The organism is Streptomyces sp. NPDC001549, from assembly GCF_042894025.1.
GTDB lineage: Bacteria > Actinomycetota > Actinomycetes > Streptomycetales > Streptomycetaceae > Streptomyces > Streptomyces kutzneri.
In genome coordinates, this window is record NZ_JBIAVJ010000026.1 from 18425 (window position 1) to 38857 (window position 20433).

Annotated in this window: 18 protein-coding genes and 1 pseudogene; 11 read left to right on the forward strand and 8 right to left on the reverse strand. The window is 69.7% G+C overall.

Annotated features, from left to right (window positions below; all coding sequences use genetic code 11):
* Positions 1 to 278 precede the first annotated feature (278 nt).
* From ACFY04_RS33100 to ACFY04_RS33125, 6 genes are all read left to right on the forward strand, one after another.
* Positions 279 to 1436, forward strand: coding sequence for a glutamate--cysteine ligase (locus ACFY04_RS33100; RefSeq protein ID WP_389122545.1), 1158 nt, complete (start codon positions 279 to 281; stop codon positions 1434 to 1436).
* A 188-nt stretch (positions 1437 to 1624) separates the two neighbouring features.
* Complete coding sequence (locus ACFY04_RS33105; protein ID WP_352164618.1) at positions 1625 to 2014, forward strand: hypothetical protein; 390 nt, start codon at positions 1625 to 1627, stop codon at positions 2012 to 2014.
* Positions 2015 to 2249: 235 nt separating this feature from the next.
* The gene (locus tag ACFY04_RS33110; RefSeq protein ID WP_389122548.1) at positions 2250 to 2702 is read left to right on the forward strand and encodes an SRPBCC family protein; all 453 of its coding nucleotides are present in this window, start codon (positions 2250 to 2252) and stop codon (positions 2700 to 2702) included.
* Positions 2695 to 4284, forward strand: a complete 1590-nt coding sequence (locus ACFY04_RS33115; RefSeq protein WP_389122551.1) for a phytoene desaturase family protein — start codon at positions 2695 to 2697, stop codon at positions 4282 to 4284. Before ACFY04_RS33110 ends, ACFY04_RS33115 begins: the two co-directional genes overlap by 8 nt.
* Before the next feature lie 462 nt (positions 4285 to 4746).
* The gene (locus ACFY04_RS33120; protein WP_389122552.1) at positions 4747 to 5103 is read left to right on the forward strand and encodes an SsgA family sporulation/cell division regulator; all 357 of its coding nucleotides are present in this window, start codon (positions 4747 to 4749) and stop codon (positions 5101 to 5103) included.
* Positions 5104 to 5199: 96 nt separating this feature from the next.
* Positions 5200 to 6564, forward strand: a complete 1365-nt coding sequence (locus ACFY04_RS33125) for an NAD(P)/FAD-dependent oxidoreductase (RefSeq protein WP_389122554.1) — start codon at positions 5200 to 5202, stop codon at positions 6562 to 6564.
* 128 nt (positions 6565 to 6692) lie between these two features.
* Here ACFY04_RS33125 and ACFY04_RS33130 read toward each other — a convergent pair whose 3' ends face one another.
* On the reverse strand, positions 6693 to 7892 hold the full coding sequence (locus ACFY04_RS33130) for a PP2C family protein-serine/threonine phosphatase (protein ID WP_389122555.1): 1200 nt from the start codon (positions 7890 to 7892) through the stop codon (positions 6693 to 6695).
* Positions 7889 to 9490: an ATP-binding protein gene (locus ACFY04_RS33135; RefSeq protein WP_389122557.1), complete on the reverse strand. Its 1602-nt coding sequence runs from the start codon at positions 9488 to 9490 to the stop codon at positions 7889 to 7891. Before ACFY04_RS33135 ends, ACFY04_RS33130 begins: the two co-directional genes overlap by 4 nt.
* 114 nt (positions 9491 to 9604) lie before the next feature.
* Here ACFY04_RS33135 and ACFY04_RS33140 point away from each other — a divergent pair, with 114 nt between their 5' ends.
* On the forward strand, positions 9605 to 10378 hold the full coding sequence (locus ACFY04_RS33140) for a response regulator (RefSeq protein WP_389122559.1): 774 nt from the start codon (positions 9605 to 9607) through the stop codon (positions 10376 to 10378).
* Between the two features lie 90 nt (positions 10379 to 10468).
* Here the strand turns inward: ACFY04_RS33140 and ACFY04_RS33145 are convergent, their stop codons facing one another.
* The 6 genes from ACFY04_RS33145 to ACFY04_RS33170 form a co-directional block, all read right to left on the reverse strand.
* The gene (locus tag ACFY04_RS33145) at positions 10469 to 10903 is read right to left on the reverse strand and encodes an ATP-binding protein (protein ID WP_389122560.1); all 435 of its coding nucleotides are present in this window, start codon (positions 10901 to 10903) and stop codon (positions 10469 to 10471) included.
* 316 nt (positions 10904 to 11219) lie between these two features.
* Positions 11220 to 12134 (reverse strand): SigB/SigF/SigG family RNA polymerase sigma factor, encoded by a 915-nt coding sequence (locus tag ACFY04_RS33150; RefSeq protein WP_389122562.1) that lies wholly within the window; start codon positions 12132 to 12134, stop codon positions 11220 to 11222.
* Positions 12135 to 12425: 291 nt separating this feature from the next.
* Positions 12426 to 12764, reverse strand: coding sequence for an STAS domain-containing protein (locus ACFY04_RS33155; RefSeq protein ID WP_389122565.1), 339 nt, complete (start codon positions 12762 to 12764; stop codon positions 12426 to 12428).
* Between the two features lie 126 nt (positions 12765 to 12890).
* Complete coding sequence (locus tag ACFY04_RS33160) at positions 12891 to 14093, reverse strand: IS110 family transposase (protein ID WP_389122567.1); 1203 nt, start codon at positions 14091 to 14093, stop codon at positions 12891 to 12893.
* A 421-nt stretch (positions 14094 to 14514) separates the two neighbouring features.
* Positions 14515 to 15018, reverse strand: a complete 504-nt coding sequence (locus ACFY04_RS33165; protein WP_389122569.1) for a hypothetical protein — start codon at positions 15016 to 15018, stop codon at positions 14515 to 14517.
* Between the two features lie 234 nt (positions 15019 to 15252).
* Positions 15253 to 15657 (reverse strand): DUF1622 domain-containing protein, encoded by a 405-nt coding sequence (locus ACFY04_RS33170; protein ID WP_389122571.1) that lies wholly within the window; start codon positions 15655 to 15657, stop codon positions 15253 to 15255.
* Between the two features lie 128 nt (positions 15658 to 15785).
* Here ACFY04_RS33170 and ACFY04_RS33175 point away from each other — a divergent pair, with 128 nt between their 5' ends.
* The 4 genes and pseudogenes from ACFY04_RS33175 (at position 15786) to ACFY04_RS33190 (ending at position 19741) form a co-directional block, all read left to right on the forward strand.
* Positions 15786 to 16784: a magnesium and cobalt transport protein CorA gene (locus tag ACFY04_RS33175; RefSeq protein ID WP_389122574.1), complete on the forward strand. Its 999-nt coding sequence runs from the start codon at positions 15786 to 15788 to the stop codon at positions 16782 to 16784.
* Between the two features lie 181 nt (positions 16785 to 16965).
* Positions 16966 to 17439, forward strand: a pseudogene (locus tag ACFY04_RS33180) (YhjD/YihY/BrkB family envelope integrity protein); the annotation flags it as partial.
* Positions 17440 to 17902: 463 nt separating this feature from the next.
* Entirely contained in the window at positions 17903 to 18241 is a 339-nt protein-coding gene (locus tag ACFY04_RS33185; RefSeq protein ID WP_389122576.1) for a cupin domain-containing protein, read from the forward strand.
* A 189-nt stretch (positions 18242 to 18430) separates the two neighbouring features.
* Positions 18431 to 19741 carry a flavin monoamine oxidase family protein gene (locus ACFY04_RS33190; RefSeq protein ID WP_389122743.1) on the forward strand — a complete coding sequence of 437 codons (1311 nt, stop codon included), beginning with the start codon at positions 18431 to 18433 and terminating at the stop codon, positions 19739 to 19741.
* Positions 19742 to 20433 lie beyond the last annotated feature (692 nt).

Sequence of the window (20433 nt, forward strand, 5' to 3'; positions counted from 1 at the left end):
GACCCATCGCTGCCCGTGGTTGGGTGCCGCTGATCGGGTCTGCTTCGGATTCCCGGCTCTGCTCCGGCATCTGACCTCCGGTCCTGCACGCCCCGAGGCCCTCAACGGCATCGTAGAACAGCCGGGGGTTCCGGTCGCGCCATGGCGTGCTGTCGGATGCGGGGGAGGCACTCCTGGACCGACTGGCGGCCGATCGAAGGGGTAGACGCGAGGCAGTGCAGGTGAGCCGACTGCGGCCTACTCCGGCCCGTTCGACGAAAGGCTTCCCTATGTGTGCCATGGTGATCGTCCCGGTACGCGGCATCGAACAGTCGAAGGCCGTGCTACCGCGGGGAGCCCACCGGATGACGGTGGGCGTCGAGGAGGAATTCCTGCTCGTGGACCGGCGTACGGTCATGCCCGTGGCGCGGGGCCCTCGTGTCCTGGATGCCGCGGTCCCGGTCCTGGGCGAGCAGGCGCAGACGGAGTTCTTCGGCGCACAGGTCGAGGTCTGCACCCGTCCCACGCCGAGTCTGTCCGCACTGAGGGCCGAACTGGCGCTGCTGCGGAAGGTGATGGGGGAGGCGGCGGCCGGCGAGGGGTGCCTGCTCGTCGCCACAGGTACTCCCGCCGTCCCGCCGGCGCGTCCTCTGACCGTGACCCCGGGTGAGCGTTATGAGCGGATGGCCGCTCGGTGGCCCGCTCTGGCGGGTGGGTACGACGGTCTGGTGTGTGGCTGCCACATCCATGTCGGAGTGACCGGACACGCCCAGGCCCTCGCACTGGCCAACCAGATGCGGCCCTGGCTGCCGACGCTCCAGGCGATGGCTGCCAACTCGCCCTTCTCCCTGGGGCGGGACAGCGGCTGGGCGAGTCACCGGTCGGTCGAGTACGCGCGGTGGCCGGGCGTCGGTCCCGCGCCCCTGCTCGACGAGGCCGGCTACGAACGCCTCGCCGACCACCTGGTCCGTAGCGGCACCCTGCTGGACCGCCGGATGATCTACTGGCACGCCCGGCCGTCCGAGCACGTACCGACACTGGAGATCCGCGTCTGCGACGTGAACGCAGACCTTGACGTGGTCGTACTGCTCACCGCTCTGGTACGAGGCCTGGCCACCTCACTCATGCCCGACATCGGCAACGGACAGCCACCCCCGGACCTTCGCGACCCACGCCTCCACGCTGCCCACGCTCTCGCAGCCCGTCGCGGGCTGACCGGCGAGGGCCTCGATCCCGCCCGGGGAGAGTACGTTCCGGCCCTGGTACTGGCGGAGCGGCTGCTGGAACGCGCGGTGCCCGGGCTGGCTGCGACCGGAGACCTGGACCTGGCGGAGGAGTTGTTCGACCGGGTGCGGCGCTCCGGCGGCGGAGCCGCCCGGCAGCGCGCCGCGCACCTTCGAAGAGGGCGCCTGACCGACGTGGTGAGCGAGCTGGCGCGCACGACTGCTGCTGCCTGACCTCGCTCGTCGAGCCGAGCAGCGGCCGATCAGCCATGGGTTTGGCACGTGACCAGGCTTTCGCTGCCTGTGCCGTGTGTGGAGTCGACGCGACCGCTTCGGTGGACGGTGGGACGATGAGAAGACCAACGGTAGACGCGCTGGCAACGATGCGCGCGCCTCTCCCATACAGACAGCAGGCCAGGCCAATGACGAAGCAGCCGAAGCCGTCCCAGCCCGCCCACGGCAAGGGTCCGAGTCGCCACGAGGGCACCAAGCAGCACGGCTGGTCGCCGGACGTGGACGAGACCCGTCAGCAGGAGAACCCGAGTGCCCACCGTTCCTTCCACCCGGACGAGTACGCCCCGGACAAGGGGCCCGGCCGGACGGTTTCCAAGGAAGAGGCCGGAAACCCCCACGGCAAGCCGGTGAAGAGCAGGGGAGCACGCGGGGAGGACCAGAGCAAGGGCTCTGGGGCGAAGGGCATGCACGACCTGGGCCCCCGGGGCCGGTCGCAGCGTCCCAGTGGAACGAAAGACGCTTCCGCCTCCACAGGAGTGGACCCCCAGGACCCGCCCGGCAAGCGCAGCGGCGGATAGCAGGGCCGGGACATGGCCGAAAGAAAGAGGCGCCGAGACGCGGAGGGGCAGTGCCGCGGCCCGGCGTGTCTGAGCACGAGCGCCGGTGGGGCGCACGAGGTGACGTGACTACTGATGCGGGTCGCCCGGCCGCCGGCCAAAAGACCGCCGGCCGAGGGGCAAGCGCACACAGCCGGTGCACTGTCCGGCTCGCGCGGTCCCGGCACACTGTCCGTTTCCCGGCAGGAGGTCTCTCATGGCCGTCCGCAACCAGCTGATTCACCGGTCCCCGCAGGCGGTGTGGGCGGTGCTCGCCGATCCGGCCTTGTACGGGGAGTGGGTGGTGGGCCCGTCCGAGTCCGCACCGCTCGATCAGGCCTGGCCGGAGGTCGGATCCCGGCTGCGCTACACCGTGCGGCTGGGCCCTTGGTCGACAGAAGGGGTGACGACCGTACGCCATGGGGAAGCCGGCCGGGAACTGGAACTGGAAGCGTCGTTCAAGTCGCTGGGCACCGCGAGGATCTTCCTCCAGCTCCGGCCGTGGGGCGAGGAAACCCTGGTCGTCTGCGACGAGCACCCCTTGCGCGGCCTGGGCGGAACCCTCCACAACCCCGCGATCGAAGCGCTCCTCCAGCTCCGCCACCGGGGGATGCTGGCCCGCCTGGCCAGGATCGTGGAACAGGATCACGCAAGGGTCCCCCATGCCTGACGCGGTGGTGATCGGCGCGGGCCCCAACGGTCTGGTGGCCGCGAACCTCCTGGCCGACGCCGGCTGGAGCGTGGAGGTGCTTGAGGCACAGCCGGAGCCCGGAGGGGCCGTGCGCAGTGACCGCGGCGTCCACCCCGACTACGTTTCGGACCTCTTCAGCGCGTTCTACCCTCTGGCCGCCGCCTCCCCGGTCCTCGCACGCCTCGACCTCGCGGCCGAGGGCCTGCGATGGAGTCAGGCCCCGTCCGTACTGGCCCACCCGCTGAAGGACGGCAGGTGTGCTGTACTGGAGCGCCGCGTGGAAGAGACCTCGGCCGGGCTGGCAGGATTCGCGGCAGCTGACGGGGACGCCTGGCGGGCCATGTACAAGGTGTGGAGCCGGGTCGGTCCCGACCTGGTACGAGCCCTGTTCACCCCATTCCCTCCGGTCCGGTCCGGTGTCCGGCTCGCGGCGAAATTGCGGGTTGCTGGTGGACTTCGGCTGGCCCGGAACCTTGCCCTGCCGGTGCGTCGCCTCGGTGAGGAGGAGTTCGCCGGGGAAGGCGGCCGGCTCCTGTTGGCCGGGAACGCCCTGCACGCCGACCTGGCCCCCGAGGCCGTCGGCAGCGGCGGATTCGGCTGGCTGATGTCGATGCTCGGACAGAGCCACGGCTTCCCGGTGCCCGTAGGTGGCGCCGGGGCCCTGACCGGGGCGCTCGTGAGCCGTCTTCAGCGCCGAGGTGGCGTTCTGCGCTGCGGTGAGCGGGTCGCGTCCGTCGTCATACGCGGTGGCACGGCGGTCGGGGTCAGGACCGCGGGCGGGGAGACCGTCAGCGCGCGGCGGGCCGTACTGGCCGACACGTCAGCACCCGCCCTGTACCGGGACCTCGTCGGCGAGGAGCACCTCCCGTCCCGCCTCCTGCGGGACCTGGAACGCTTCCAGTGGGACTTCGCGACGTTCAAGGTCGACTGGGCACTGACCGGCCCGGTGCCGTGGACGGCGCCGCAGGCCGCCGGGGCGGGGACCGTCCACGTGGCCGACGGCGTCGACGGCCTGACCCGATTCGCCTCGCAGATCGCCATGGGGCAGGTCCCCGACGAACCCTTCGCGCTGTTCGGCCAGATGACCACGGCGGACCCCAGCCGCTCACCGGCGGGCACGGAATCGGCGTGGGCCTACACCCATATCCCGCAGCACATCGCCTCCGACGCCGGCCCCGACCGCATCACCGGCCGTTGGGACGCCCGCGAACAGGAAGCCATGGCCGACCGCATCGAGGCCCAGGTGGAACGGTTCGCACCCGGCTTCCGTGAAGTTATCGGCGCCCGCAGAACCCTCGCCCCCACGACCCTCCAGGCCATGAACGAGAACCTCCACAACGGTGCCATCAACAACGGGACCACCGCCCTCCACCAACAGGCGATCTTCCGCCCCACTCCCGGCACCGGCCGGCCCGAGACACCCGTGAAGAGCCTCTACCTCGCCTCCGCGGCCGCCCACCCCGGCGGCGGCGTCCACGGCGCCCCGGGCGCGAACGCCGCCCGGGCTGCCCTACGAGCCCACGGACTCCACAGCCTCCTCCACCGCGCCCAACGGATCTGAACTGTCCTACCTGGGCCGCCCCAGTCTGAGCAGCCGGCGTCCATCTCAGGCCGGCTGCCGAGAGACTCGGTGCGTCAAGGTCCTTCACGCGTCACTCGGATTTGGGCTCGTAGAGGTGGTGGCCCGCGCCACGTGTCGCCGTCGACGGAGGTCCGAAGACGGCTGTCGTTCCCCGGAGTCCAAGCCGCCGGTGCCGCGCACATCTCCACCGGAGCGGAGGGCTGCACGCTCAGGACATGCGTGTCGCCGAGGATCAGAAAGAGGCCCGGATGGGCGGACCAGCCGCCCTGAAGGCCTTCGGACCGTGCGGCCTTCCCGGCTGCTCCCTCGGCCGGGCCGGTGTGGCAGGGGTGAAGCGGGGCAGACGAGTGCAAAGAAGCAGCCCATCTCGGAGGCCTGTCGATGTCCTGTGTGTCTGCGTCCGCTCTGATCGTTGCCCGCCTCGACGCGCCGAGGGGCTGTGTGCCTCTCCTTGCCCGGTTCTCGTATGACGCCGAGGACCCGTACGTGGTCCAAGCCACGTTCTTCGACGGCCCCACGGTCCTGGCCCGTTGGCACTTCGACCGGCAGATGCTTGCCGAGGGGCTCCACCGTCCGGTGGGCGAGGGGGACGTCACGTTCAGCCCCCGCACGGCAGCGGGCGCCGACGAACTCCGCGTCGGATTACGAGGCCCCGGCGCCGAGCCGCAAGGTACTGCTGTTCTCTTCCTGGAGGCCCGCGCGATCGCATGCTTCCTGGAGCAGTCGTACGCCGTCACCGGCGCGGGGGAAGAGTTCCTCGACCTCGACAAGCTCCTCGACGAGTTCTTGGCCAGCTGACATGCAGGCAACGAAAACGCCTGCCCCGTGTGGGTGGGTGCGGCAGGCCGGGGAAGGCGTGCCGGGGACCCGTACACCTGAGAAGGGACGGACATCATGGCACGACCGAGGATCGTGGTCGTCGGCGCGGGCTTCGCAGGCGTCTCCTGCGTACGCCGCCTGGAGCGGACGCTGTCACCCGGGGAGGCGGAGATCCTGCTGGTCACTCCGTTCTCCTACCAGCTCTACCTGCCCCTGCTGCCGCAGGTGGCCTCCGGGGTACTCACCCCCCAGTCCGTGGCGGTCTCGCTGCGCCGCAGCCGCCGCCACCGGACCCGGATCGTGCCCGGCGGGGCCGTGGGCGTCGACACCCGGGCCAAGGTCTGCGTCATCCGGAAGATCACCGGGGAGCTGGTGGACCAGCCGTACGACCACCTTGTGCTCGCGCCGGGGAGTGTGACCCGTACCTTCGACATCCCAGGCCTGGCGGAGCACGGCCGCGGCATGAAGACGCTGGCCGAGGCGGCCCACCTGCGCGACCACGTGATCGCCCAGCTCGACCTGGCCGACGCCGCCGCACCGGGCTCGGCGGAACGGGCCTCACGGCTCGGCTTCGTCGTGGTGGGCGGCGGCTACGCGGGCACCGAGACGGCCGCCTCCCTGGAGCGGCTCACCACGAACGCCGCCGGCCGTTACCCCCGGCTGGACCGGCGCGAGATCAGCTGGCACCTCGTGGACGTGGCGCCGAAGCTGATGCCCGAGCTCGGCGACCGGCTGGGCCGGGCAGCCCTCGACGTGCTGCGCCGCCGCGGCATCGAGGTCTCGCTCGGCGCCTCCGTCGCCAAGGCGGGCCCCGAGGACGTCACCCTCACCGACGGGCGCGTACTGCCCTGCCGCACCCTCATCTGGACCGCCGGCGTCGCCGCCAGCCCACTCATCGCCACGCTGGGCGCCGAGACCGCGAAGAGCGGCCGGCTCGTCGTCGCCCCGGACCTGCGGGTGCCGGGGGCGGACGGCGCGTTCGCACTCGGTGACGCGGCCGCCGTACCCGACCTCGCGAGCGGCGGGGACGGTGCGGTGTGCCCACCCACCGCGCAGCACGCCATGCGCCAGGGCAGGGTCGCCGCCGACAACGTCGTCGCCACACTGCGGGGCACGCCGCTGCGTCGTTACGTCCACAAGGACCTCGGACTGGTCGTGGACCTCGGCGGCCGCGACGGCGTCTCCCGGCCGCTCGGCATCCCCCTGCGCGGAATGCCCGCCCAGGCCGTGGCCCGCGGCTACCACTGGGCGGCGCTGCGCACCGGGGCCGCGAAGACCCGGGTGATGACGAACTGGCTCCTGAACGCCGTGGCCGGCGACGACTTCGTCCGGACCGGCTTCCAAACGTACAAGCCGGGGACGCTGCGCGACTTCGAGTACACGGACCACTACCTCACCCCGGAGGAGGTACGGGCCCGCACGGCGACCGACGGAAGCTGACAGCCAAGACCGGGGGCTTGCGCCGACAGCCCCAAGGGGCGCCCGTAACGGGGCTGAATGGAGTTGCCGCGGGCAGGATGTGCGGCGTTGAACGCCGCCGGTTCCCGGCTCCCACCGAGCCCTGCATTTCAGGCCGGGTGGAAACCCCAGTTGAGGCGGAGTACTGCGAGGTCGTCGGTGTGTCTTCCGGCGTTGAGCGCTCTGGTCTGGCGGATCAGGCTGTCCAGGTGCGCTGCAGGATCCGCGGACGGTGTGGTGTTGATCAGGGGCAGTAGCCCCTCGATGCCGAGCCGGCCGACGGCGTCCCCGTTGTGCCCTTCGGTGAGGCCGTCGGTGTAGAGAGTGAGCGCCCCGGTGTCCGGGAGGGGGATGACCGTGGCGGGCCAGTCGTGGTGACCGGGGTCGATGCCGAGCGCGATACCGTGCTCGGCGGCCACCTCCAGGGTCTTTCCCGAGGTGGTGAGCAGGGGTTCGTGGTGGCCCGCCAGGTAGAGGATGGCAGCGGCGGCCTTCTGGTCGAGGGTGAGGAGCGAGACCGTGGCGAACAGGGGCTGGGTGCCGCGCTCCGCCATCAGCAGGCGTTCCATGAGGTGCAGCAGTTCGGTGCCGTGGTGGCCGGCCAGGACGAGCGAGCGCCAGGCGATGCGCAGGCAGACGCCGAGGGCGGCAGCGTCGGGACCGTGTCCGCTGACGTCACCGACGACGGCGTGCAGCAGTCCGTCGTCACCCTCCACGACGTCGAGGAAGTCGCCACCGAGCAGGGCCTGTTCGGCGCCGGGCAGGTAGCGGGTGGTCACCGTGACGGTGGAGGTGTCGAGGAGGGGCCGGGGCAGCAGTCCGCGTTCCAGCCGGGCGTTCTCCTCCGCGCGCTGCCGGGCCGACTGGGCTTCGGCCGCCGCGCGCTCGGTGTGGCTCCGGTAGACGGCGTAGCGGACCGTGCGGCGCAACAGTTCGGCTTCGACCTTGTCCTTGACGAGGTAGTCCTGGGCCCCGGCGGCCATCGCTTCGGAGCCCGCCTGCTTCTCGGACAGGCCGGTCAGGACGATCACCGCGGTGTGCGGGGCCATGGCGCGGACGCTGGTGACCGCATCGGTGCCCGACACGTCGGGCAGGTGCAGGTCCAGGAGGATGCAGTCGACGGCGCGGGTTGCGAGGGCTGAGCGGGCTTCGGCCAGCGAGATGCTCGTGGTGAGTTCGAAGCGCAGTTCGGTGTCGTGGAGGAGTTCCTCGACGAGCAGGGCGTCGGCGGCGTCGTCCTCTATGAGGAGGATGCGGTAGACCGGTTCGTCCGCGGCGATGCCGTCGATGTGGGTGAGGGTTGCGGTCATGGCGCCGGCTCCGTGGTGGCCCGGGTCGCTTCCGCGATGGTCGACGGGGCCGGGGGAGGCGTGGGGGCGAGGGTGAAGCTGATGCGCGTTCCGTCTCGGTACTCCGGGTCGACGGCGATGGTGCCGCCGTGGAACTCGACGATCTTCTTGCACATCGCCAGGCCGATTCCGCTTCCGGGATAGGCGTCCTTGGTGTGGAGTCGCTGGAAGATCACGAATACCTTGTCGGCGTACTCGGGCGCGATGCCGATGCCGTTGTCGGTCACCGTGAACCGCCACAGCTCCCCGACAGGGTCGGCAGTCACGTGAATGTTCGGTGCTCGGCCCGGGCGGTGGAACTTGACCGCGTTGCCGATCAGGTTCTGCCAGAGCATGCCCATCTGGGTGGGGTCGGCGACCAGGGTCGGCAGCGGGTCGTGGGTGATGGTCGCCCCGGCCTCTTCGATGCCGAGGCTCAGGGAGGACGCGGTCTGCTCCATGACCGCTTCGAGGTCCACGCTTTCGTGGTCGTGGTGGACACGGCCCACCCGGGAGAAGTCGAGAAGGTCGTTGATGAGGGTCTGCATACGGTTGGCACCGTCGACCGCGATGCCGATGTACTGGTCCGCCTTGGCGTCGAGCTGCCCTCCGTAACGCCGCTGGAGAAGCTGCGTGAAGCTGGAGACCTTGCGCAGCGGTTCCTGCAGGTCGTGGGAGGCCACGTACGCGAACTGCTCCAGCTCGGCGTTGGACCGCTGCAGGTCGGCGGTCTGTGTGTCGAGGTGTCGCCGAGCCTCTTCGCTGAAGGCGAGCTCCCTGACGAGGCGTCGGCGCATGAAGTCGATCTCGCTGCTCAGCCGCCGCAGGTCCGCGGGGCCCGTAGGGGTGATGGGGCGGTCGAAGTCGCCGCCGGCGATGGCGCGTGCGTCCGTGCCGAGCCGCTCCAGGGGCGTGGTGATGCCGCGGCGCAGGGCTTCGAAGACCAGGCCCGCGAGAAGGGCGATGACCGCGGCGATCGCACCGAAGACCCAGTTGCGCAGCCTCATCGTGGCCATGAGATCGTCTCTGGCCCGGGCCCGCTCCGTGAGCAGCCGTTCCTGCTGGGCGGTCAGGGCCGCGCGGACCTCGTCGAAGGCTGTCTTGCCCTCCGTCGAGCGTTCCGCGGCCAGAGGCGAGGGCGCGCCGGCGGGAGCGGCGGCGACCGGCCGGGCGATCCTCTTCTGCCAGGCTTTCGCGGCGTCCTGCACCGAATTGAGGTCCCTGAGACCCTGGGCGTCGGCGCGCAGCAGTTCCGAGAGCCGGGCGCTGTCCCTCTCCTGGTCCGTGAGGCCCTGCTGGTAGGGGCCGAGGAAGTCCGAGGTGCCGGTCAGGCCGTAGCCGCGGATGCCGGTCTCCTGGTTCAGCAAGGCCGACTCCAGGCGTATCGCGGTGGACAGCGCGGGAGACTTCACGTCCACGAGGTCCTCGCTGAGGGACGTCGTGCGTCCCAGCATCCACGCCCCCGTCACCCCGAGCAGGGCCAGTACGGCCAGCGCCGTGGCCACCCCGACCCGCAGCCATCGCCGGGTCGTCCACGTGGAAAGCCCCCGCGCCTGTGGCGGCCCCGCGTTGCCGGTCATCTGTGAATCCCCTCCGCTGAGCCGTCCGGCCCGAAAGAAAGCGCAGCGCACACTGTAAAGGGCTTCGGACAACGTTTGTTGTCGTCATCCGGTTTGGGGCCTAAGCTGCGGCTCATGTCAGGCAAGAACTTCGTTCTGCAGACAACAGCGCCGGAGATGGCCGCTGTTGCGGATGCCGCTGTCTCCGACCTCGCACGGCGCTTGGCCCTCCATCTTCAGAAGGACCTCACGGACCCGGTGGCTGACGGCCGGGCCCGCGCCCTGGCCCGCGTGCACGTGCTTGAGCAACTCCAGCAGGCGGCCGGACGGCTCCAGCGGGACGCGGCCCTGGACGCAGCCCGCACGGGTGCCGGATACCCCCAGATCGGCCGGGCATGCGGCATGACCCGTCAGGGCGCCCGGCGCCGCTGGCCCGGACTCTTCAACCACACCGACGACGCACCCACGGAGCATCCGATGATGACCGGCCCCGCCCGCCCTTTCGACGTTCTGCTCGTGGAGGACGACGCCGCCGACGCCATGCTCATCGAGGAGGCTCTCTCCGAGCGCGGTACCCGCAACCTGGTCCAGGTCACCGACGGACTCGCCGCTCTCGAACACCTCCGTGCCCCGGGCACCGCACGCCCCGACCTCATCGTGCTGGACCTGAACATGCCCCGGATGAACGGGCGTGACCTGCTCCGGGTCCTGAAGAGCGATGAGACGCTGCAGACCATTCCCGTGGTGGTACTGACCACCTCCTCCGCGCCCGATGACGTCGTCGGCGCATACAGCAGCCACGCCAACGCCTACGTGACCAAGCCGGTCAACCTGGAGGAGTTCGAGCGGGCCGTCCAGAGCATCGACTCCTTCTACCTGGACACCGCCACCCACCCGCCCCGTGCGTGACATCCCCTGGCAGCGAACAATCCCAGTGCGCGGCAGGCCCGGCTCGGCATGCGGTCCTGGATCGACGTGAGCAGTGCGGGGCCGGAGCGGTCAGCGTCCCGCTGCCGTGCCGTACTCCAGCCGGGAAGCGTCGATCTCGGCCCAGACGGCCTTTCCGGTCCCGTACGTGTGTGTGCCCCAGCGATCGGACAGGCGCTCCACTATGTACAGGCCGCGGCCGCCCGGGATGCCGCGTTGTGGCGCGGAGTGGCGGACGGGAGGGGTTGTCGTGCCGTCATGGACCTCGATGTGCAGGGCCGACTCATCCGCGGTCAGGACGAGTTCGCGGCAGCCGTTCGCATGCAGTGACGCGTTGGTCAGAAGTTCGGACACGAGGAGGAGGGTGTCCTCGGAGGTTTCGGTCCTGTCCCAGCCCCAGTCCCGGAGTGCTTGGCGCGTGAAGGCGCGGCCCTTGGCGACCGGCCCCGGGACGCCCGCGAGCGTGAGCCGACGGCGCTGCCTCCCGGAGGGAAGACCAACGCTCATCGGACCGCCCGCCTCCGGTTCCTTGGTCTCCACTGTGGCCCCACCCCCGCGTTCACCCCTGGCTTCTGATCCCGGCACCCGGCCCATGCCGCGGTCGCTGCCGGCGCCCTGGGTCGGTTGCATGCCCGCGGGCGGTGCGGGAAGCCTCAGCACGGTCGTGACAGTGTAGGGGACCCCCCGTCTCAGGGCATTGCCTTGTGAAGCCGCGCTTTGGAGCTGCTGCCGGTGGTGCGGAACTCGACCAGTTCGCCGAGATGGTGGGCCGGCCTCGGACCACGGCACCGCGTTCCCCGGTTGGGACGTCATCGGTTGCCTCCTACCCGGCGAGCATGCCAGCGCGGAGCCGGACGAGAGTTCGGGACAGGAGGCGGGAGACCTGCATCTGGGAGATTCCCAGTTCGGCGCCGATCTCGGCCTGGGTCTTCTCCTGGCCGAAGCGCATTCGCAGGATCAGCCGGTCGCGCTCGTCCAGCTGTTGCAGTAGCGGTGCGAGGGTGTGGAAGTCCTCGAAGAGTTCCATCGCGGGGTCGACATCGCCGACGAGTTCCGCCAGCGGCCGGGTGGTCCCGCTGGTCGGGGATGGTACGTCACTCTCCCCGGCGGCGGTGTCGAGGGAGCCGCTCGTATAGCCGTTCGCTGCGATGAGTCCGTCGATGACCTGTTCCTCGGTCAGTTCGAGGTGGCCGGCGACCTCCTTGACGGTCGGGGCCCGGCCCAGGACATCGGTCAGGGCCTCCTGGGCCTTGGCGAGCTCGCTCCGCAGTTCCTGGAGACGGCGGGGAACGTGCACGGCCCAGGTGGTGTCGCGGAAGTGGCGCTTGATCTCCCCGATGATGTAGGGGAGGGCAAGAGTGGAGAACTCGACCTCACGCTCGAGTTCGTAGCGGTCGATCGCCTTGATGAGCCCGATGGTCCCCACCTGGATGATGTCGTCCATGTCCAGACCCCCGCCGAGCACGCGGGCACGGAAGCGCCGTGCGGCGAACTGTACGAGGGAGAGGTTCATCTCGATGAGGGTGTTGCGCGTGTACTGGTACTCGCGCGTGCCCTCCTCCAGCGTGCGCAGTCTGCGGAAGAAGACACGCGAGAGCTCGCGTGCGTCGCGGGGTGCCATCTCACGGGCGTTCTCCACTCGAACCGGTTCCCGGTCCTCCGCCGGGGTTCCCGGGGTACCTGTGGTTTGTGCTTCTTTTGCCCGAACGGGGCCCATCATGGTGGTCGAGCGAGACATGACGACCGCTCCCTCCCAGTTGGCTGACGGCTGTCCGCACCGTCTGCCCCGTCTTCGCGGATGTACGCACTTGCTGGGTGTCGACTCTCGCTGCGCGGGTCCGGCCTGCCGGCGACGAGCCCGGAAGTAGGCGGTGATTGCGTTGCCTTCGTGGAACGCAGGGACGACGGGAGGGTCAGCCGGATTCGGCGTGACAGGGCGTCGTCGGCATCGGTGTGGATGGGCAGGGTGTTCAGCGTCGGACCGGGCCGTGGACAGTGGGCGTTGACCGGGGTGGAAGTGAGCGTCTGATCAGGCGTGCGTAGTGGGGAAGAACTGATCCGCCCCGGTCACTTCCAGCAGCCGCGTCATCTGCCGGGAGGGATTGCGCAGTTGGATGCGCCGTCCTAGGTCCTGTGCGGTGAGGCGGGCCTGGAGGAGGGCGTTGAGGCCGGCGGAGTCACAGAAGGTGAGATCGGTGACGTCGACGACGATTTCGTCGGATCCCTGGGGGCGGGTGACTTCGGTGTGCAGGGTTTCGCGCAGTCGGTCCGCGTGGTCGATGTCCATCTCGCCGCGGACGTGCACGATGACGCCCTGTCCGGTGTGCTCCACCCGGAGACGGGCACGGTTGTCCTGGTCGTCTGCCATGACCTTTACCCTAGGCGCAGGCCGGACGCGCGGGTAGTAGCCCCCCGTGGCCACGACGCAGGCCGTGGACGTTGTGGCGAGCAGAGTTCGGGCTGGTGGGTGGGGGGGGTGCCCCTATGGGTTTGGTCAAGCTGATGGGGCCGGTTGGGGTTCGTAGAAGGTGCCGTCTCGGAGCATGGCGAAGAGGACGTCGGCTCGTCGTCGGGCGAGGCAGAGGAGGGCTTGGGTGTGGTGTTTGCCCTGTCTGATCTTCTTGTCGTAGTAGGCCCGGGAGACCGGGTCGGCGAGGGCGGCGAACGCGGAGAGGAAGAAGGCCCGTTTGAGCTGCTTGTTTCCACGGCGGGACGGTTGCTCGCCGCGGATCGACGAACCGGAACTGCGGGTTGCCGGGGCGAGACCGGCGTAGGCGGCGAGGTGGGCGGCGGACGGGAACGAACTGCCGTCGCCGACGTCGATGAGGATGCGGGCTCCGGTCCTGACGCCGATCCCCGGCATGGACGTCAGGACCTTGGAAAGAGGGTGGTTCTCCAGCAGCTCTTCGATCCGGGTGGCGAGGAGTTTGCGCTGGTCAAGCACCGCTTGGAGAGAGTTGGCGAGGCTGGGGACGATCAGTGCGGCCGCGTCGGTGCCCGGGACGACGACGGTCTGCTCGTCCAGCGCGGTGAAGATGTCGTCGACGAGCCGCTCGGCCATCCGCGGCGCTTTGGGACGTATCAAGGTCACGAGCCGGCGGCGTCCGGCCTTGCGGATCTGGGCCGGGGAGCCGAACTGGTCGAGGAGCTTGAGCACGGCTGGGTGCTGCATTCGTGGACCCAGGACCCGTTCCAGCGACGGATGGATCTGAGTGAGCAAGCCCCGCAGGCGGTTGCTGATCCGGGTTGCCTCACCGGCGAGGTCGTCGTCGAAGCCGACGATCATCTCGAGCTCAGCGATGGTCTCTTCTTCGAGGTCGACCGAGCGGAGTGTGTGCGGCAGGACGCGGGCGGCGTCTGCGATGACGAACGCGTCGCGGGCATCGGTCTTGGCCTCGCCGGGATAGAGATCGGCGATCCGCCTCATCGTCAGCCCCGGCAGATAGGCCACCGGGCAGCCCATGTCCCGGGCCACCGCCAGCGGCAGAGCGCCGATGGAGGCCGGCTGGTCCACGACCACCAGCACGGTCCCGTGCTTGGCCTGCAGTTTCCCGAAGACCTCGCGGAGCTTGGGCTCGCTGTTGGGCAGCCGTTTGTCGAAGGCCTTCTTCCCGGCCGGCGTGACGGCGGTGGCGTGGTGTTCGCCCTTGCCGACGTCCAGGCCGAGGAAAGCACCGATGTCACTCGTGTCGATCACGTGCGTCCTCCGGTCGTCCTCACCCGGCCGTCCCACGGCACCGATCGCCACATCCACATTACGAAGAGCCTCCCGACCTGCGGAAAGGCCGGTGGTCATGCCCCTAATCAGCGGTCTGTCGATGCCTCCGGAGCCGGTGACACCACCCCCCAAGACATGCGATCGACAGGGGGAGAAAGTCATGCCAACTCCGGAGGCCGGGCGCCCCGTTGCGGGGCAACCAAAACGGTAATGGGGGGGGTGAGCGGGAGACGGCGGTTCTCGACGGTGAAGCCGCCGTCACGGAAGGCCGCTGCGCGGCCCAAGGTGTGGCGCAGGCCGGGCAAGTCGTAGCGGGAGCAGATGCGGCACGGCGCGGTCGAATCCGGCCACCTCGCTCGTGGTCCGGTCCAGCACTTTCGTACGAGCGGCAGGTCGTTGGTCAGGAAGCGGCCGGCATCGGGTCAAGCAGTGGTCGGCGCGGATGGTCGCAGGACGTGCCGGAGGCGGTTGCGGGAATACGCATGCGGCGCAGCAGATCCCGTGCGGTGCGCCTGGTCGCAGTGTTGCGCCAGGCAGTCGTCGGGTGGCGGGAACGCAGGTGCGAAAGCGCCCGCGTGCCCAGGCCGGCGCTGTGGAAGCGCTCGTCGATGATGACCGCGGTGATGACGCCCCGGGCGCAGTCAGGGCAGATCCGGTAGCGGACCTGGCCGACGACCTGGCGGATGTGGACGAGGAGCAGGCATTCCTCGCCAGGGCCTGAGGTGTCCGGGATGTGCGCGGACAGGAATTCGATCGCCCGGTACGCCAGGATGCGGCGGCGAATCCGGCCGCTGATCCGGCTTCGGCGCGAGTGCTTGGCGCCGGCTTGGCCAGACGGTGGCGTCTGGGCTGCGGGTGCTGGGCCGAACGGATTGCTCGCGGGACGCGCATGTTGTCCGTGCATGACTGCTCGTGTTCCCAGACCGCGGAGCGATACGCGCTGGGGCGCATCCCCAGCCGGTGCGTTCGTCTGGCGGTGAGACGGTCCAACGGGCGGCGGGTGCACGGTGACCGGCTCCCGCCATGGCCGCCCGCACCCGGCCGCGTAGCTCGCCCCGTCCGGGCAGGGTCGATCACCTCGCAAGCCTCGTGTTCCCCGCCGACTGGCATCAAACACCGGTGGCGCGGAGCCGGATGGTCAGGAGGCCACGGTCCGCTGCACGGGTGCCTTCTGGTCGGCTTCGATTTCGGCGCGCTCCTGTGCGATCTCGCGGGTGAGGAAGAAATTCAGGACGGTGCGGATGGCGGCGACGGCCGCCAGCTGGCCGATCTCGGTGAAGCCGGGGGCGACCGCCGCGCGCAGGACGTCGCCCGCCAGCTGGAATTCCAGTCCCAGGACCAGGAAGCGGCCCAGGCTGAGCCGGATCTTGTTGAACTCGCCGATGAGGGAGCGCCTGCGTAGGCCGGTCGTGGCGAACCGGGCGAAGGCCCAGACGGCGCCCACGAAGATGATCAGTGCACCGCCCGCCTCGATGACGTGCACCAGCCATCCGATCAGCTCCCGCACTCCGGACTCGGACACCAGTTCACTCGACGCATTCATGGGGTTGCTCCTTACCCGCGTCTGCGCGCCTACACGAGCCTGCTCCGGTGTCTCCCGCCACACGGCGGATGCAGGACGAGAGCCGGCTGCGGGCGCATGAAATGGAGCCGGTGAAGCATGCGCGGGAGATGGAATGTGTCATATACGACCAGGACTCGGGCCGGTCGGAGCATGTGGAGTGCGAGCTGCCGGACGACGCCTGCCAGTCTGCCCTCAAGCAGCTGCGGGACATGGGCGAAGGCGACTTCGCCTGGGTCCGGCTGGCAGGCCCCTCGGAAGGTGAACTGGTCGAGCTGGCCGAGGAACTGGGCCTTCACCCGCTGGCCGTCGAGGACGCTCTCCACGGGCGACAGCGTCCGAAACGCGAGCGCTTCGGCGACGTCCTGGCCGTCGCGCTGAAGACCCTCCGGTATGTGGAAGAAGAAACGGCGGTGGAGACCGGCGACGTCATGATCTTCGTAGGCCCCCGTAGCGTTCTCACCGTGAGCCACGGAACGATCGATCCCTGCACCGAGGCCGCCCGTCGGCTGGACGCCGATCCGGACATGCTGAGCCATGGCCCCTGGGCTGTGCTGCACGCCGTGCTGGACGTCGCCGTCGATGCGTACAGCGACGCCGCCCGAAGGGTGAGCGCCACGCTCAACCGGCTCGAGGACGAGGTGTTCTCGTCTTCCCGCGTCGACCACACCGAGAGCATCTACTCCCTCAAGCGGGAAGTGCGCGAGTTCCGTGACGCCGTGCAGCCGCTCGTTCCGGTGGTCCAAGGCCTCCTGTCCGGCGGCCCGGGTGAGAAGGACCACCAGCCGAAGATCGCCCCGTACATCCGTGACGTCGCCGATCACCTGCATCGCACGGACATCGAGGTGCGGACCCTGGACGAACTGCTGGACTCGGTCCTCGGCGCGCAGCAGGCTCGCGTGGGCACCTGGCAGAACGACGACATGCGACGCATCTCCGCGTGGGCGGCGATCTTCGCGATCCCCACGATGGTCGCCGGCGTCTACGGCATGAACTTCGAGCACATACCGGAACTCGGCTGGACCTACGGCTACCCGCTCGCCGTCGGTCTCATGACGCTCGCGGCAGGTGCCCTCTACCGTGCCTTCCGCCGCAACGGCTGGCTGTAGAAGCCTGCACCGGGGGCCGTCCTGGCCCCGCCGGCTCCCTGCCCTGGTGTCGCGCCGCGGGCAAGCGCGGCGGCCGGCCATCACCGAGACGTGGGGCAATCCAGGCGCCCCTGCGGGCAAGGCCCGGGTTCTCACGTGCCCTCGCGGACATGAGCGGCGCCGCAGTGGAAAGCCGCAGGGTATGACACGCGCACCCAAGCCAGGCCCAGGCGGAGACGACGATCGCGGGGGCACCGGCCGTGAGAGCACGGCCGGACCGGATCCGCAGGTGGAGGAGCGGGCACCCGACCGGCCCACCGAGCTGCCCAGGCGGTCGTGGTAGGCCGTGCTGCGCGGCACCGTGAAGGAATTCAAGGACGACGAGCTCGCCGACCGGGCCGCAGCACTGACCTACTACGGAGTCCTCGCCCTCTTCCCCGCCCTGCTCGTGCTGGTGTCCCTGCTGGGCCTCGCGGGGGAGTCCGCGACGAAGCAGGTCCTCGACAACCTGCAGAAACTGGCACCCGGCTCGGCGCGGGACGTGATCACCGACGCCGTGCAGCAGCTCCAGGGCCACTCCGGCGTCGGATCGCTCCTGGCGGTCGTCGGCCTCGTCGTCGCCGTGTGGTCGGCGTCCGGCTACATCGCCGCGTTCATCCGCACCTCGAACGCCGTCGGATCGACGCAGGTCGTCATCGATACCTCCTCACAGGCAAGAGACCTCGTCGATTCGCCGACCCCATCGGCACCGCGCGGTAACACTGTGATGCCCTCACCCCCGGGACCCGGGGAAGTGCGCGCCCTTGCCCTCACTCACGCCCGATCTGGGCGACAGCCTCGCCGCGCCGACGAGGCCGGCGCCGCATGGACCCGAGCTCACATCCCGGGGTTCTCGGGTACGGGCGGCTCGAAGACGGGAACGTGCGTACCGTGGTGTATGCGCGGGGGGAATGCGACCAGAAGGGTCATACGGAGAATTGGCGGTTCCTGCGTCAGAGGTGGGGCCACTGCCCGCGTATCGGGGGACGCCGCCCGGTATCGGCGGTGTGAGCGAGCGGACTGGTCTCCGACATCGTTGTCGTCGGCCGCGCGCGGAAGATTTGCGGGCTTGGCCGGCCTCCCTGCGGAGGGAAAGAGCGATGAATACTGCGGGTTTTGCAAGCTCATCCGTAACGGCCCAGACGTGGGAAACCTACGTTGAGGACGGGCGGGAGACGGGGGAGATTCATTGGCTCGTCCAGGCAGAAGAGGGCCAGGTATCGGGACTGTGGAGGATCGGCCCCGAGGAGGGCGCTGAGTTCCCGTACAAGCCCGCGGCCACCGACACGTTCCACGTGATCGAGGGTGAGGCCGAGCTGGAAACTGCTGACGGCGGGAAGATCGAGCTCGTTGCCGGGGGCATCTATTCCTTCCCGGCCGGGTTCACGGCCACGTGGCGAACCCGCTCGCCGTTCATGAAGTTCTTCGTCGTGGGCTAGGAATGGGAGCTGTGCGCAGCGTGACAATGGCGCCGGCCTACCAGAGCAGGTCAATCGAAAAGATGGCAATTCCAGGCAGAGCGTGGCGCGTGATCAGCTGCCGCCCATTCCCGGATAGTGGCTCGCGAGTCAGGCCAGACGACCGTGAGGGAGCAGATTGTGGCGACGTCAGATTCTGAAGTTGATGTAGTGATCGTGGGCGGCGGATTTGCCGGTGTGACGGCGGCGCGTGAATTGTCTGCGCGCGGGCGCCGGGCGGTCCTGGTCGAGGCGCGTGACCGGCTGGGCGGCCGGACCTACACCAAGGACCACGACGGGCATCCGATGGAGTTCGGCGGCACGTGGGTCCACCCCCTGCAGCCGCACGTGTGGTCCGAGATCGACCGGTACAAGGTCGAGACCGAGACGTTCCCGGTGCTGGAGGGACTGCGGCAGGCGGTCGTCTCCGACGGCCGCGTCGTGGACCTGTCCGACGAAGATGCCGAGCGGGCGCTGGCGGCGTTCGACGAGTTCTGCGCCCCGGGCATGACCCTGTTCCCGGAGCCGTTCCTGGAAACGGTGAGTTCGGACCCGGAGGGCCTGGGCAAGCGGTCGATGCGCGAGCAGCTCGACACCTTCAAGGCCGAGCCGGCGCTGCGTGACTGGGTGGAGGGGATGTGCTGCCTGGTCGCGTTCGGCCCCCTCGATCAGTCCGGTGCGAGCGAGATCTTCCGCTGCTACGCCTTGGCCGGGTACAGCGCGGCGCAGGCCATGGCCGCGTTGTCGGCAACGAAGCTGGTGAAGGGGACACGGGAGCTGATCAACTCCATCGCCGGGCAGGCCACCCTGGCCGATATCCGCCTCAACTCGCCCGTGCGGCGTGTCGTCCAGACCGACGGCGGAGTACGGGTCGAGCTGGAGAGCGGCGAGGCCGTCAGCGCGCCGACCGCTCTGATCGCGCTGCCGATGAACGTGCTGAACAGCGTGGCGTTCGAGCCTGGCCTGTCCGAGATCAAGCGGACCGCGTCGGCCGATCGACACGCGGGTGCCGGCAGGAAGTGTTTCGTCCGCGTCAAGGGCGACATCGGCAACGTGAGCATCGTGGCCCCCGAGGCCCAGGCGGTCAACTTCGTGGTCACCTATACCCATGGTCCGGATGGCTCGTGGCTGATCGTGTTCTCCGCCAACCCGAGCAAGCTGCAGATGGCCCAGTTCGACGACGTCCAGGGCATGCAGACTGCGCTGCAGCCGCTCCTGCCGGGTGTCGAGGTGGAGAGCATCGTCGGCTGGGACTGGTCCAACGACCCGCTCGCGCTGGGCACGTGGTGCATCTACCGGCCGGGACAGCTGGCGAAGGTGCTGCCGGACCTGCGCACCACCGAGGGGCGGCTGTTCTTCGCGGGCGCCGACTCGTCGAGCACGTGGCGCGGATTCATCGACGGAGCGATCGAGAGCGGCTACCGCTCCGCCCGCGACATCGACGGCTACCTGGCCGCAGGCGGGGCCGCGGCCCGGAGCTGAGACAGCTGGTCCAGCTGCTGCGCCGAGCGATCCCCTTCGTTCGTCTTCACCACCACCGCTGAGCCTTGGTGCCGTGCCCGTTCCCTGATGGGTACGGCTCCGCCACGAGGTCCGATACACATCGCATCGAGAGGCGACGTCTGGGGCATGCCGCTGAGTTGTGCGTACTTCACGCATGGCCGGAGTGGGTGGCGCGTGCGAGTCGGTTGTTGCCTCGCGTGACCGTCGGGTACAGCGCGAGCGAGTCACCTGCCAGGACGGCCTTGGGATGCCCCAAAAGGAGGCCCAGCCATGGCCGGGTGATCTCCCCGGGCCCGGTATCGGCCGAGGCGGCGTCCCATCGAGATCGATGTGCACACGATGCGGCCTCTGCTCGCTGGCTGGGCCGCCGCGCTATGTCTACGCCCCGCTCGGCACGGCCGCAGGCGGAGGTAATCCGACCCGGGTAGTGTTCTATGGGCGGTATTGGCGCGTATGTGCGGCTACCGCCCTGCGGTGCACGCTTGGCTCTCCAGAGCGGCGGAGCGTTGGCGCGGCATGGCGTCGTGGCAGGTCACCGGCGCCCCCGATCTGGCGTGTGGCGGCCCCGATGCCGACAGTGAGCCCCTGCTCAGCCGGTCGTGGTGACGGCTCGCGAGGATGCCCTGGGGGCAGGTGGAGTCCCGGTTCGGCGCAGCCCCGGAGGTGCGTGT

Coding starts and splice junctions, on each gene's coding strand:
- ACFY04_RS33100 (WP_389122545.1), top strand. CDS start 279: ATGGTGATCGTCCCGGTACGCGGCATCGAACAGTCGAAGGCCGTGCTA.
- ACFY04_RS33105 (WP_352164618.1), top strand. CDS start 1,625: ATGACGAAGCAGCCGAAGCCGTCCCAGCCCGCCCACGGCAAGGGTCCG.
- ACFY04_RS33110 (WP_389122548.1), top strand. CDS start 2,250: ATGGCCGTCCGCAACCAGCTGATTCACCGGTCCCCGCAGGCGGTGTGG.
- ACFY04_RS33115 (WP_389122551.1), top strand. CDS start 2,695: ATGCCTGACGCGGTGGTGATCGGCGCGGGCCCCAACGGTCTGGTGGCC.
- ACFY04_RS33125 (WP_389122554.1), top strand. CDS start 5,200: ATGGCACGACCGAGGATCGTGGTCGTCGGCGCGGGCTTCGCAGGCGTC.
- ACFY04_RS33130 (WP_389122555.1), bottom strand. CDS start 7,892: ATGACCGCAACCCTCACCCACATCGACGGCATCGCCGCGGACGAACCG.
- ACFY04_RS33135 (WP_389122557.1), bottom strand. CDS start 9,490: ATGACCGGCAACGCGGGGCCGCCACAGGCGCGGGGGCTTTCCACGTGG.
- ACFY04_RS33140 (WP_389122559.1), top strand. CDS start 9,605: ATGTCAGGCAAGAACTTCGTTCTGCAGACAACAGCGCCGGAGATGGCC.
- ACFY04_RS33145 (WP_389122560.1), bottom strand. CDS start 10,903: ATGAGCGTTGGTCTTCCCTCCGGGAGGCAGCGCCGTCGGCTCACGCTC.
- ACFY04_RS33150 (WP_389122562.1), bottom strand. CDS start 12,134: ATGTCTCGCTCGACCACCATGATGGGCCCCGTTCGGGCAAAAGAAGCA.
- ACFY04_RS33155 (WP_389122565.1), bottom strand. CDS start 12,764: ATGGCAGACGACCAGGACAACCGTGCCCGTCTCCGGGTGGAGCACACC.
- ACFY04_RS33165 (WP_389122569.1), bottom strand. CDS start 15,018: ATGCACGGACAACATGCGCGTCCCGCGAGCAATCCGTTCGGCCCAGCA.
- ACFY04_RS33170 (WP_389122571.1), bottom strand. CDS start 15,657: ATGAATGCGTCGAGTGAACTGGTGTCCGAGTCCGGAGTGCGGGAGCTG.
- ACFY04_RS33175 (WP_389122574.1), top strand. CDS start 15,786: ATGGAATGTGTCATATACGACCAGGACTCGGGCCGGTCGGAGCATGTG.
- ACFY04_RS33185 (WP_389122576.1), top strand. CDS start 17,903: ATGAATACTGCGGGTTTTGCAAGCTCATCCGTAACGGCCCAGACGTGG.